The 11,836-nt window shown below is 52.9% G+C and carries 18 protein-coding genes and 1 pseudogene; 9 read left to right on the forward strand and 10 right to left on the reverse strand.

Annotation, left to right across the window (positions count from 1 at the left end; translation table 11 throughout):
• The 4 genes from rsgA (JCM13995_RS17180) to JCM13995_RS10655 form a co-directional block, all read right to left on the reverse strand.
• The coding region (rsgA, locus tag JCM13995_RS17180; RefSeq protein ID WP_156314451.1) for a GTPase RsgA at positions 1-164 on the reverse strand (164 nt) is incomplete at its 3' end.
• A complete protein-coding gene (gene rsgA / locus JCM13995_RS17185; RefSeq protein ID WP_054665465.1) occupies positions 142-714 on the reverse strand; it encodes a GTPase RsgA in 573 nt (190 codons plus the stop codon). The genes rsgA (JCM13995_RS17185) and rsgA (JCM13995_RS17180), both read right to left, overlap by 23 nt.
• 401 nt (positions 715-1,115) lie before the next feature.
• The gene (locus JCM13995_RS10650; RefSeq protein ID WP_054665467.1) at positions 1,116-1,388 is read right to left on the reverse strand and encodes a helix-turn-helix domain-containing protein; all 273 of its coding nucleotides are present in this window, start codon (positions 1,386-1,388) and stop codon (positions 1,116-1,118) included.
• Positions 1,389-1,753: 365 nt separating this feature from the next.
• Positions 1,754-2,806: an MFS transporter gene (locus tag JCM13995_RS10655; RefSeq protein WP_225350855.1), complete on the reverse strand. Its 1,053-nt coding sequence runs from the start codon at positions 2,804-2,806 to the stop codon at positions 1,754-1,756.
• 91 nt (positions 2,807-2,897) lie between these two features.
• Between JCM13995_RS10655 and JCM13995_RS10660 the strand changes: the two genes are divergently transcribed.
• Positions 2,898-3,836 carry an Rgg family transcriptional regulator gene (locus JCM13995_RS10660; protein ID WP_054665469.1) on the forward strand — a complete coding sequence of 313 codons (939 nt, stop codon included), beginning with the start codon at positions 2,898-2,900 and terminating at the stop codon, positions 3,834-3,836.
• Positions 3,837-3,936: 100 nt separating this feature from the next.
• On the opposite strand, the gene JCM13995_RS10665 is transcribed toward JCM13995_RS10660, so the two are convergent.
• From JCM13995_RS10665 to JCM13995_RS10685, 5 genes are all read right to left on the reverse strand, one after another.
• Complete coding sequence (locus tag JCM13995_RS10665; protein WP_054665471.1) at positions 3,937-4,137, reverse strand: hypothetical protein; 201 nt, start codon at positions 4,135-4,137, stop codon at positions 3,937-3,939.
• The gene (locus tag JCM13995_RS10670; protein ID WP_054665473.1) at positions 4,134-4,415 is read right to left on the reverse strand and encodes a DUF3278 domain-containing protein; all 282 of its coding nucleotides are present in this window, start codon (positions 4,413-4,415) and stop codon (positions 4,134-4,136) included. The genes JCM13995_RS10665 and JCM13995_RS10670 overlap by 4 nt, the downstream gene beginning before the upstream one ends.
• Before the next feature lie 12 nt (positions 4,416-4,427).
• On the reverse strand, positions 4,428-4,625 hold the full coding sequence (locus tag JCM13995_RS10675) for a helix-turn-helix transcriptional regulator (RefSeq protein ID WP_054665476.1): 198 nt from the start codon (positions 4,623-4,625) through the stop codon (positions 4,428-4,430).
• 165 nt (positions 4,626-4,790) lie between these two features.
• Positions 4,791-5,357 carry an ATP-binding cassette domain-containing protein gene (locus JCM13995_RS10680; RefSeq protein ID WP_054665480.1) on the reverse strand — a complete coding sequence of 189 codons (567 nt, stop codon included), beginning with the start codon at positions 5,355-5,357 and terminating at the stop codon, positions 4,791-4,793.
• Positions 5,324-5,605: a hypothetical protein gene (locus tag JCM13995_RS10685; protein WP_054665483.1), complete on the reverse strand. Its 282-nt coding sequence runs from the start codon at positions 5,603-5,605 to the stop codon at positions 5,324-5,326. Before JCM13995_RS10685 ends, JCM13995_RS10680 begins: the two co-directional genes overlap by 34 nt.
• A 306-nt stretch (positions 5,606-5,911) precedes the next feature.
• Here JCM13995_RS10685 and JCM13995_RS10690 point away from each other — a divergent pair, with 306 nt between their 5' ends.
• Positions 5,912-6,502 (forward strand): hypothetical protein, encoded by a 591-nt coding sequence (locus JCM13995_RS10690; protein ID WP_054665486.1) that lies wholly within the window; start codon positions 5,912-5,914, stop codon positions 6,500-6,502.
• Positions 6,503-7,212: 710 nt separating this feature from the next.
• Here the strand turns inward: JCM13995_RS10690 and JCM13995_RS10700 are convergent.
• Complete coding sequence (locus tag JCM13995_RS10700; protein WP_054665492.1) at positions 7,213-7,731, reverse strand: hypothetical protein; 519 nt, start codon at positions 7,729-7,731, stop codon at positions 7,213-7,215.
• 30 nt (positions 7,732-7,761) lie between these two features.
• Between JCM13995_RS10700 and JCM13995_RS14650 the strand changes: the two genes are divergently transcribed.
• The 7 genes and pseudogenes from JCM13995_RS14650 to JCM13995_RS10725 all read left to right on the forward strand — a co-directional run bounded on the left by JCM13995_RS14650 (position 7,762) and on the right by JCM13995_RS10725 (position 11,806).
• A complete protein-coding gene (locus tag JCM13995_RS14650; RefSeq protein WP_156314449.1) occupies positions 7,762-7,914 on the forward strand; it encodes a hypothetical protein in 153 nt (50 codons plus the stop codon).
• 467 nt (positions 7,915-8,381) lie between these two features.
• Complete coding sequence (locus tag JCM13995_RS13975) at positions 8,382-8,732, forward strand: DUF805 domain-containing protein (RefSeq protein ID WP_162230952.1); 351 nt, start codon at positions 8,382-8,384, stop codon at positions 8,730-8,732.
• On the forward strand, positions 8,695-9,273 hold the full coding sequence (locus tag JCM13995_RS10710) for a hypothetical protein (RefSeq protein ID WP_156314450.1): 579 nt from the start codon (positions 8,695-8,697) through the stop codon (positions 9,271-9,273). The genes JCM13995_RS13975 and JCM13995_RS10710 overlap by 38 nt, the downstream gene beginning before the upstream one ends.
• 291 nt (positions 9,274-9,564) lie before the next feature.
• Positions 9,565-10,460: pseudogene (locus JCM13995_RS10715) on the forward strand (metal ABC transporter solute-binding protein, Zn/Mn family).
• 47 nt (positions 10,461-10,507) lie between these two features.
• A complete protein-coding gene (gene rpsN, locus JCM13995_RS10720; protein WP_054665499.1) occupies positions 10,508-10,777 on the forward strand; it encodes a 30S ribosomal protein S14 in 270 nt (89 codons plus the stop codon).
• Positions 10,778-10,791: 14 nt separating this feature from the next.
• Entirely contained in the window at positions 10,792-10,902 is a 111-nt protein-coding gene (locus JCM13995_RS14990) for a putative metal homeostasis protein (RefSeq protein ID WP_162230953.1), read from the forward strand.
• A gap of 250 nt (positions 10,903-11,152) precedes the next feature.
• Positions 11,153-11,806 (forward strand): MIP/aquaporin family protein, encoded by a 654-nt coding sequence (locus JCM13995_RS10725; RefSeq protein ID WP_054665502.1) that lies wholly within the window; start codon positions 11,153-11,155, stop codon positions 11,804-11,806.
• Positions 11,807-11,836 lie beyond the last annotated feature (30 nt).

The raw sequence follows: 11,836 nt of genomic DNA on the forward strand, positions 1-11,836 counted from the left end.
CCCGGGGTATCAATGAGCCGCGTCCCGGTGCGCAGGACGAACAGGCGGCGATTGGTCGTCGCGTGGCGGCCGTGAGCGTCATCTTGCCGGATGGTTTTGGTGAACAGGGCCTCGCCGGTCAGCTTGCCGACCAGGGTGGACTTACCGACGCCGGACGAACCGATGAGTGCTAGGCACGCGTCGCTGAAGCAGCTCCGCCAGCTTCACGGCCGGTTCCTGATCAGCGCCGAGCGTGTACACCGAGGTTCCTGGGAAGGTCGCGGTGAGCTGGTCGTTCAGTTTGGCCAAGGCAGCGTCGCTTATGAGATCCGTTTTTGTGATCAAAAATGCCGGCTGGGCGCGGCTGACCGTGGCAATTGCGTGGTAGCGGCGCAAGCGTTCGAGGTTGAAGTCGTGGTTGGCGCTGGTGACGATCACGACTGTGGTCAGATTCGCGGCGATGGCCTGGCCGCCGGACTCGCGAAAACGGCTCGACGTGCTACGGGTCAGCAGGCTGGTGCGCGGCTGCATCGCTGTGATGCGCATGCTGCCGGCTTGCAGCGTGCCGCTCACCCAGTCGCCGACCACCAGTTGGGTGTGTTGCTGCTTAAGCGTGCGGCGAAAATTGCCGCTGAGCGTTGCCGGCAGTGTCTCACCGTCAACAAGTAAGTCAAAACGGTCCTGGGCCTGAAATGAGACCTGGCCACGAAGAACAGTTGAATCAGTTTTTATCAAATGAAAGCCTCCAAAGAATCTTGGCACAAAAAAGCAAGCCAACACGAGTCGGCTTGCTGCAAGGTCCTTCAGAGGCGGAGTTTAGTACTTTAGAGCTTGTTCCCAGGGAGGCTATGCGTCAGCCGACGCGTCACGATTAAACTTTGCGATGTTACCGTCTTAAAGTTTGTCATCATGGGTTGCCTCCTTGTGAAGATTTTATTTTTGATGGGCTAAGCATATAACTTGAGTTTAGCAGTGTCAATAAAAAGCGCATATTGGCCAATCGCGGCAATTATGTTCTGAATGATCATCGGCGCCTACGTGATCATCAGCCAACTGGTCAACCTCGTCAGATTTTTTGAGGCACCGGACTTCTCACATTATCTGTTTAAATGACTAAAGATTAGTTTTATACAATTTCAATCTTTACTTTTTTTCCCTAGCGCCATAGCAATTTTTGTCATCGTTGCGACGCTAGTGTTTGCCCCTCGTTCGATGCGGGCGATGGTGGCTTGTGGGACGCCAGAGCGCTGCGCCAGCTCACGCTGTGTGACGCCTGCAGCTTCGCGAGCTTGCATAATCGCAGCGGCGCTTTCCAGTAACGCCATCTGCTTTTCATATTCCTCTTTAAATTCTGGATTTTTGAGGTTCTCATCGATCATGTCACTAATTTTGGTAGTTTTGGCTGTCATTGATTGTCCCCACTTTTGAATTCAGGTTTTTCCATGTGAACATGATAGCATATATATCATCAGAGGCAAAACCAGAGGACTTTTGCTCAAACCAAATAAGTCTGCCACCGGGCTTATGAATCCCAGAGAGAAAGCATACGAGTTAGGCTGCCACTGCCTCGGTGTCCGGCCATTTGACGGCGCACAGTGTGGCGGCGATGACCATGAGTGCCGCGCAGCCACCAAAGACGATCCAGGCGGTTTGCGGTGAACTGAGGTTGCGATGCCAAGGAAAATCACGGTACCCAGCGGTGCGCCAACCAAAGAAGCAGTGTCGATCACAGACGAGGTCGCGGCCAAGTGCTGGTCGTCGATCTTACCCATAATCATGCCCTGTAGCGCGGATTGATCTTGCCGATGGGATAACTTGCGATGACCATGCTGGCGAGCATGATCGCCGGCTGCTGCCACCACACCATGTTGATGGCAAAGATGAGAAGCGACCCCATCGTGATGCCGGTCAAGGCGGCCAGCGGAACGCGTTGTAAGCCGTCATGCATGAACAGTGCCGCCAGGGTGATCGACAGCGCGCCCACGATGTTGACCGCCGCCACGGTCGTCCCAAAAGTGCCGAGCCAAAGCGCTTTGGTATTAGCTAGGAGGACTGAGGTGAGGCCGTCCATTGAGGTGCCAAGGGTGTTCACGCCCATGGCCAGGAAAACCATGGCGAAGATGGGTTTTTCCTCGTAAAGCAAGGCGAAGGCGCGGAAGATCCCGGTCTTAACGTTTTCGGCAGGTGCGGCCGGGGCCTGGACCATTTTGGCGTGCTCGTTGGTATCCGCCTGGGTAAAGGCGTGGCGGTCATGCCAGAGCACGACGCCGGCAAGCATGAAGCTGATGGCGTTGATCAAGCCGAACAGAGCGAAGTTGTTGTGCAAGATGAGAATCAGGCTCGCGCCGAACGCTTGGAAGACCATGGAGATCACGTTGCGAATGCCGCTGCTGAAGCCCATGGCGCTGGCGTACGCGTCCTGCTTGATGAATGTTTTCTCGTAATGCAGCAGCAGGCCGGAGGTGAAGTTGGCGATCAGGTCGGAGCTGAAGTTGATGGCCAGTAGGAGCCCGAAGATGAGCAGGGTGCCCGGCTGGCGGATCAGGAAGGCTAGTCCCACGTACAGCAGGCCTTGCACGACGCGCAGTCCGACCACCAGCTTGAAGCGGCGGCGCGGGTCGGTGTGATCCGCCCAGTATCCGTTTAGGATCAGGAACAGTGTTGGCAGCAGGTTGATGATCGACACCAGCGACAGAGCCAGCGTTTTGAACGGCAGCGTCTGCGCGTAGATCAGGAAGACTAGGTTGAATAGAACGGAACCGATGGCGCTGAGAAAATCGGAATTAGCCAGTGCGCGGAACTGGTGATTCGCAAGATATTCTTTCATGGGGATGACCTCTTTTCTGATGGCCCAAGCATAGTTGACAGAAGAGGTCGTCCCGGTCAGAATATGCATATATGCAAAAGGAGCTGAGCGCATGCAAAAATACGGGCCGTATTTTCGGAAGCTGCGGCAAAGCAAGAACGTGACCCTGGCCGAGCTGGCCGCGGATACCGGGCTGACGGAAGGTTTTATTTCGCGGTTCGAGCGCGGGCAAAGTGACATCACGGTCAGCCGGTTCACCGCGCTGCTGAATGCGCTGAATGTGGCGATTGAAGAGTTTCTGCTGGGGATGCGCGAGGCGACAATGGATCCGGAAACCTTGGAGGATTATCCATTGGCTCGCATGCAGGCTAACATTCCCTTTATGGCCTTTTTCTTTGATATCAGTCATGTCTCAGTAGGGGCAGAGCTAGATCGCCATATTGCCGGTGCCGAGGCCGCATGCCGCAGTAAGCCGACGCGCAAAAATCACTTCATCTGGCTGTTCTACCAGACAATGAACGCGATTTTGCAGAAGCCAATCGATAACAAAACCCTGACCCGAGCTCAGGCACCAATTACCCACTACCTTCAGCAGGTCGACAATTGGGGTGTTTATGAATGTTATCTATTCATTGCGTTTACCCCGGCGTTGGGTCCGGAAATGATGGTGCGGCTATTGCGAATTGGGCTAAAACGAAGCCGCGTCCTCAAGCGCAGTCCCAGTCATGAACAAATTGATCTTCAACTCGCAGTGGCCGCGTTGACCAGCCTGATGGCCCGTGAGGAGATGGATGCCGCGGTGCAAGTGATGAAGATGATGAATTCGCTGGAAAAACGCAACGCCAACCAGGTCTTTGCCATCGAGTTCTTCAACGGCTGGGTCCAAATCAAACTGGGTAAACGAGAAACTGGCATCGCGACTTGCGAGCACGTCATTAAGCAGTTTTCGGAGCTAGGACTCAGTCAGTGGGCCAATGACTTTAACGATATCCTGAGCTCACTGAAGGCGGATCCGCCGACTAATCCAATTTTCCTTTATTCACAGTTCTGATGGAAGCTGCAGCATTGCAGAACAGCGCGCAATCAAAACGGGCCAACTCAGCTAGACAAGTTTTTGTCTGACTGGGTTGACCTGTTTTGGCTTTAGAGCATCATTCATCATCTGGTAAGACGTGCATCTGCTTCTTTTCGTTTTGATAGGTCCCGAGGCCATAAATGATGCCGCCCACGCCGCCCGTGACCAGCGCGTAAATCCATTCCACGGGATCGCCCGCGGTGGCGTCGAGGAGGATCTTCATACAGGCAAAGACGAAGCCGAAGATCAGGCCGTACTGGACCGCGTCTCGCTTCACTTGACGTAGGGCTTGCCGTCGTTGGCGCGCGTCGTTTCAATCGCTGTGAGCCCTGCCTTCTTGATTGCTACGCTCACGCCAACCATGGCAATCAGTAGGATGAGCAGTGCGACGACGTTCAGCCAACTAATGTTAAAGATGGCCTGAATCATCAGGACTAAAAATTCTGTGATGATCAATAACAACAGCGAAATGGTTGAGATGCGCCCGACCTCTGCGCGGGCGTGCTCGTCGTAAGGCTGCTTAATTCCCCACCAGAAAATCACGAAGCGGTCCATCCACGTTTTTTTTCATTTTGACTCCTCCTCCCAGAACAGGGTGTTCAGGTCCGTTTTCAGGGCCCAGGCGAGTTTTAAGCACAGGTCCAGTGACGGGTTGTATTTGTTGTTTTCGATGAGATTAATGGTTTGGCGCGCCACATCAATTTGTTGCGCCAATGCCAACTGCGAAATACCTTGCAGCTGGCGGTACTGCCGCACTCGATTCAAGGACTCGCCTCCTGTCATGTATAATTGACTTAATGTCATGTATAATGTACTTCCCGTTTATAATTGTGTCAACTATAAATGACAGAAAATTAAAAAAACGGACGGTCACTTTGAGCGAAAAATGCCCCTAAGTGACAGTCCGATAAAGTAAGAGATGCAGCGCGGCTATGGTGCTTTGACCCCAGCGACCCGGCCTTCGCGGAGGGTGATGATTTCATTGTAGCGAGGAAGGAGCGTTTGATCTAGGTGATGCATGACCGAAAAAATCATGCATGGTAGACCAAGAACATATGTTTCAAGCTTTTGGCTGAGCCTTGCATCAAGCGCCGAGTTGAATTCGTCCAGCAACAGGACATCAGGTTTTGTCAGCAAAGCGCGGCCGAGCGCAAGCCGCTGTTTTTCGCCGCCGGATAGGTCTTCCTCGACCAAATCGGCGTCTTCACCGTAGCGTCTCACGAGTTCGTCCAGTTCCAGCAGGTCAATGAGCTGTCTGAGCTTGGCATCATCAACAGGCAGGCCCATGAACAGGTTATCGGCCAGGCTGGCGTTGAAGACCGCCGGTGCCTGCGTGACCAGCTTGATGCTGGCAAACTTAGCGGTGGGATCACCGTTGATCAGCAGTCGGCCAGTTTGCGCGCCGATATTGACCCGCGTAATTGCCCGGATCAAGGTGGACTTACCGGCGCCGCTTTTGCCCATCAGCAGGTACTTTTTGCTGGCCGCAAACTCCAAATTGTGATCCTGCAGAAGGGTTTATCCGGGGTGGTCAGGCTGAAGTAATCAAAAATGATCGTCTCAACTTTGGCCGGACATAGCGGCTGGGGTGCTGGCGTTTTTACATCCGTGTAACCTTGCATGCGCTCCGCGATGGGGGTGACTTCGCGGCGGTAATACAGCAGCATCGACAATACTTCCATCGGCGCGCAACGGGAGACGGCGATCAGGCTCTGACGCATCTGGTTGTTCAGGTAGATCCTCATCTTGACCTCTTTCTGCCCAGGCGGTGGGCAACTTTGAAAAATGGTGATAGCGCTTTTATTGCATTATACCCTTGGGGCTACGTAGGCTCAATCACTTACAGACAAGCCGCTGCAAGGGTACTTTCGACCAGTTGGGCAATATAAAAATACGACTTTGGAAGTACTTACACTTTCAACTAACGAGTCTATAATTTATGGCGAATAGAGGGAAAACCAATGGTAGTAATCGTTGTCGCCCGGAGTTAACTTCTCTGGGGGTATTCGGGTTGAACACGGGATATTTGCTTGAAGGGGGAGGCTGTAACAATGGAAAAAGTGAAAGAAGCACTGACACAACCGGCAATTCGCACGTTGCCGAAAGACGGGATCGCGGCTTTGAACGGGCGGACTTTATTCACCACGCAACTGATCAATGGTGATGTGAGTTTGCCTGCTCGCGGCAGCTTTACCAGCGTTATCGGCGCATTGTCAACAGGAATTACGCTAGCCGTTGAGGGTAATCAAATCACGATTAAGGGTAATGGGAAACCCTGGATGACCTTGGCACCAACCACAGTGGATGTCTTCTTAGCTAGGATTAAGGCGCAAGAGTACAGTTTCTCGCAAACCGCGCCAATTTACCTGACCTTCCTGCATCTGGTGGGGGCTGATTTTGATTTTTACACGCGGGTCTCTGGTGGCCGCGCCGGTAAGTATCTAATCGAGCACCCTCAGCAGTTGCCTGTTCACGACGTTTTGGGCATTAAGGAGATTGATAACGGGGACACCGAGCCAGAGCTGGCTAAGGCGATTAATGACTATGGTTACGAGAAGCTGGTTAAAGGCACTGAGGTCGCGTTTCTTGCGGAGGACAACATTGCCGGTGCATACCAGTTGAGAGCGGTCACGCCACATTAAGATTATTGGTTCTCGCACATGAAGGGCCAGCGCCTGCGATTCACACCATTATTGAGCGGCATACGAGGCTCTCATCCGATGATTATGTTCTGTATTCAACCTTAGACTACACTTCACTGCGTCACTTGATCTTTAACTATCTGGAAAAATGACACGCGCCCTGAGTTTAGTTTCAGCCCAGGACGCGTTTTTTGCGACTCACGTTTAAAAAAATCCGGAAAGGAATCAAGGATCTCTGGCGATACTAGTACCACACCAAAAAAATTCCACATCCAAAATGCTAATGACCAAAGCAGGATTGTGGTTATGAGCTAATGGAATAGGACGATGACCGCGACGCCAGTAATAGCGAGAAATATGGCCACGACGACAGCAGACCAAAGGGCATAGCCAATAAAAGACGAAGTGTCCTTACCGCCTTCCGTTTGGATTCTGTGAACCGTTCTTTTGACTTCAACAAATTCAAGAAGGCCAATAATGATTAGGATAACACCAAGTAATATAACCCCAATGTGCATAATATTGGGTCCTTTCCTATTTGCTCCATTTAAAGACGCCTGTATTCTAAAACGTGGTGCGATTAGGGTCAATTCTCGACTGCTACATGTTATACAACAAGTGCTGAGGGATTTCTTTTATCTCTGGCGGTTTTCCCATGTGGCGAGGCCTCTTTGTTGTCATAGCGTCAGAAGTCCAGTTTCTTCAGTGAGTTACAATTTCGCCGAGGCTTGCTTCTTCAGGTAGTCGTTAATGTCGGTCAGGTGGTCTGCAATTCCCAGCGGATCACTAACGGCAGCCTGCTGCGCCTTCAAAAAGTCGATGAATGACGGCACGAATTTGAAGGTGGGCAAGGTCAAAAAGTAGGGCACATTGTTTGTTTGCATGATTACAATGACCGCGTTGAAGTAGTTGAATGCGTAGTCTCCGGTGTAGGCAGCGCCGAATGTCATCTTGGCGGCATCAGCGCCGATTTGAACTTCCTTTATTTGTGAGTAAGGAAGGTTGAGCGATTCTAGTTTTGAATCGGAAATTGATACCCCTGCAGTAGAAAAATAGGTATCGACAGGTTTTACCTTTCGATAGTAGAGGTCCCTGGGTAGCACCATCCGCCAAGAATCAGGGTACTGCTTGGAATCAAACTTCAAATTTGTCGGCAGTACACTAAAACGCAGCCGATCAGCTAAAGACTGATGAGAATCGATTTTATCAGTTGGAATCTTAATTCTCATACACGCACGACCTTCTTTCAAGAAGTGACAATGATGCGGGCGAAGACTGTAGCGACGCTGTTACGCAGTGCGGATAGTCCTCACGCTGCTGCCAATGTAATTCCTACATTCTTTATTGTCAATATTTCATCAGGCAAGGCATCATTGGCTGGTAAAATTGAATATCTGTTGATGGTATTTTGAATGAGAGGCAGACAATGCTAACTGACTAGAGAAAAATTTGGCTTTTTGCTAAGAAAATATTGACAGCGGTTACATTGTGTGCAATACTATCTTTGGATGGCGAGTGGGTGAGGAAGGAACAACCTCATCAGCACCACTCGCCAACTACCGGGCAATCCGACCCAAGCCATGGGTTGACCCGGCATGCTGAGCCGCCGATCGGTTGGCTATGAAGACCACACCTGAACGTGTGGGGTCCTTTCAGGACGCATGGCAGGATGCTGCTATCACTTTCCTAACTTAATCAAGCGACCCGAAGCGGCAACGCAACGGGGATAGCAGGCAGGGGCAACCCTGCAATAAAAAGCCACCGGGGCAACCACGGTGGCAGGGGACACCATTTCGCAAGAAATGGTGCCCTTTGCGTGTCCTGAAACGTTTTTGATGACAGCGCCTGCTAATCGTGCGATAATCGGCGTGCCGAGATATTGGTTTATGGGGTTAACGGAGGCAATACGCATGGGCAATCAATACTACGGTGCCAGCGGACTGCGCGCGATCAAGGCCTTTTTTTTGCGAACACTGGAAACTTTACGGGCCGCAGCTCACGCAAAGAGTTTTGGTGGTGGCAACTCGTGGCGCTGCTGGTGCTGGCGATTGTCGGCGGTGCGCTGGTGTTTGCTATGTTCGGCTCACTGGCGGCGGTGAAAAGCGGGAATACCGGTGCCATGCACGGTGGCCAAGTGGTCGCACTCATCACTTTTTTTGTTGCTGGCTTTTCTTGTTTTTGCGGTGACCCTCTTGCCGGGATTGACACTGGGCATGCGGCGCTTCCGTGACGCGGGGGTGCCGGGCTGGCTCTCCCTGATCATGAATCTATTGATCGTCCTTTCGCGCTTGACGCCGGCTGCCGTCGGTGATCAGGCGATGGTGGCGATCAACTGGGCAACGGTTGCGCTGATTCTGATTGAGGAGGCGATCTGCTGCCTGCCGAGCCGGCGAGCCGTGACGCTCACCACCCGCGGGTTCAACGTGAAATGGTTTCAGCAGGCCCAAATGTTGTTTGAGCTGCTCATCCTGGGTGGGGTGGTGTTCGTCATCCTGTCCGGGCACTTGCCATTCCTGTTCGGCATCCTGTTGCTTCAGATTTGGGAGACGGCGTTAAGTGTGACGATCAATCGGGCCATGCAGGATCGCGCCAGCAGGTTGTGGGCGTGGGCCGATGCGCAGGGGCTGGATGCCGCGGCCTTGCAGCAGCGGACGGGGCTGTATACCGCCGAACAGTGGGCCGCTAGCCGGCCGGCGCACCTACAATTCGTGCCGGCGCGCGGTGTGATCGACCAGCTGGTGGGTGATTTTTCAGCCGATTCAGCGAGTTGACGATGAGTATAGAAGCTCATCATAGCGTCTCATTCAGTGCGGTTGAATGAGGCGTTTTTAACTGGTCGCAAAAACCTTTTTTTTCGTTGACCCGGCAGTGCCGGCATGATATTCTTCTAGCTGTCGCTTTTAGTAACCGTTACGATTAAGCACCAACTAAATCGTAATGAATGCCGGTGTGCCAGGGTTTCGGACCAACTGTTTCTTGACAAGTCAGGCGTGCGTTCGGTAGACTGTTAAATGTAAATCGTAGCGATTACGATTAGCCAAAAACGAGGGGGAACCCATTTTATGAAATTCAAGCATTGGCTCACCGCGCTGGTGGTTGGCGCCATGGGCATCGGCCTGGCCGCCTGTTCAAGCGGGCACAGTGCCACACCGAGCGGCAGCAAGAAGCTGACCGTGGTTGCGTCGGTCAATTTTTACGGCGAAGTGGCGAAGGCCGTCGTCGGCAATCACGGGACGGTGACCTCGGTGATCGATAATCCGGACGTCGACCCGCACGACTACGATCCGACGACCGACGTGGCCAAAAGTGTCGCCAAGGCCGATGTCATCGTGGAAAACGGCGCCGGGTACGACGGCTGGATGACGCGACTGGTCGACGCCAATAACACCGATGCCAAGGTCGTGTCAGCGGCCAAGGTCGTCGGCGTGGCCAACGGCGAGAACGAGCACATCTGGTACAAGCCGAAAATGATGATCAAAATGGCGAACGCCTGGCCGATCGGTACGGCAAAGTTGACCCTGCGCACAAGGCCGAGTACCAGCAAAACGCGAAGGCCTACATCAAAAAGTTGACGCCGCTGACAAAGCTGATCGACCAGACGCGGTCGAAGGCGCATGGCGAAGCCGTTGCCGTCAGCGAGCCAGTGTTTGACAATGCATTGCACTACCTCGGCTACAAAGTCGTGGATGAGCATTTTTCCAAGGCAAACGAGGACGGCACCGATCCCAGTCCCAAGGATATCCGCGACCTGCTGGCGGCAATCAAGGGCAAGAAGATCAAGTTTTTCGTCCAGAATACGCAGTTCAAAAGTCCGACCGTCAGCAACATGGTCGCGCTGGCAAAACGGTCCGGCGTACCGGTCCTCAAAGTCACCGAAACCATGCCAAGCGGCGAGACCTATATCAGCTGGATGACGCGTCAATACAAGGCGCTTGAAGCCATCCAGGATCGGCGTTAAAGTGTTACAATAGATTTGCTAATTAAAAATAAGAAGGAGACCAGAGTTTGGCTAAGAAATCTAAGATTGAAAAAGCAAAACGTCAGGAACTGTTGGTAGCGAAGTATGCGGCTCGCCGCAAGGAGTTAAAGGCCAAGGGTGATTACGCCGGTTTGGCGAAATTGCCTAAGGATTCCAGTCCGGTGCGCTTGCACAACCGCGACACCTTGGACGGCCGGCCGCATGCCTACATGCGCAAGTTTGGTCTGTCCCGTTTGAACTTCCGCGACCTTGCCCACAAGGGTCAAATCCCTGGCGTGCGCAAAGCCAGCTGGTAATTATGGAGGTTCTCATGGCAAAACCCGATGCGGCGACCGCGCGGCGCCAAATGCACAGCCCGAACATCAAGACGCGCAAACGCGCCTTGCGGACTTTGAAAACGATCAAGAAGCAACTTAAATAAAGTCAGTGCCGCCAGCGTGAGGAGAGTTCCTTACGCTGGCGGTTTTTTGCTGGCGTCAGCGTCGCGTTTTGACGCGGTCCGGTTGAGAAATCTTGGCTGGCCGCTATCTGATTGTTGGCAATTAAAAATGGCTCAAAAGCCTGTACAAAGGCATCGCTATGTTATAATAACTGTGTTAAAAAAATGCTTCGGCGCTGAGTTTCTTGCCATCATGATTTTTCCCAGGGTCGAAATTTTTGGAGGAATTACATTGAAAGCTATCTGTTCTGAATTCATGGGGACCTTCCTGCTGGTCTTTCTCGGCAGCGGGGCCGTATTGTTTGCTAAGGGCGATGCGTTGACCATTGCGATCGGCTTTGGGCTGGCGATCACGATTTCCGCATACGCGTTCGGCAACGTCACTGGCGGGCACTTCAATCCGGCCGTCACCACTGCGTTCATGGTCAACGGGCGCACCTCGATCGGCGAGGGCCTGGTCTACATCGTGTCCCAAATCGTTGGTGCCATCGCGGCTTCCGCCTGCGTCCGTGTCATCGTTGACGCGCTGAAGCTGCCAGGCAACCAAATGGCACAAACCGACTTCCCGAAGCTGTCGGTCGGTGCGGCGTTCTTCGTTGAAGCCCTGGCGACCTTCCTGTTCTTGGTCGTCATCCTGAACGTTACCTCAAATGACCACGGCGCAGGGAACTTTGCGGGCCTCGCCATTGGGGTCACGCTGATGCTGCTGATCATCTTCTCCGTCAACCTGACCGGCGCGTCCTTGAACCCGGCCCGTTCGATCGGCCCGGCAATCTTTGCCGGCGGTTCCGCGCTGTCCCACCTTTGGCTTTACATTGTGGCGCCAGAAGTTGGTGCGGTCCTGGCCGCGTTTGCGTCCAAGTACCTGATGGATACTGAAGACTAACATTAAACCAATGAAGCCTCTGTCGACAAA

It is taken from the genome of Lacticaseibacillus camelliae DSM 22697 = JCM 13995, from assembly GCF_001311195.1.
Taxonomy (GTDB): domain Bacteria; phylum Bacillota; class Bacilli; order Lactobacillales; family Lactobacillaceae; genus Lacticaseibacillus; species Lacticaseibacillus camelliae.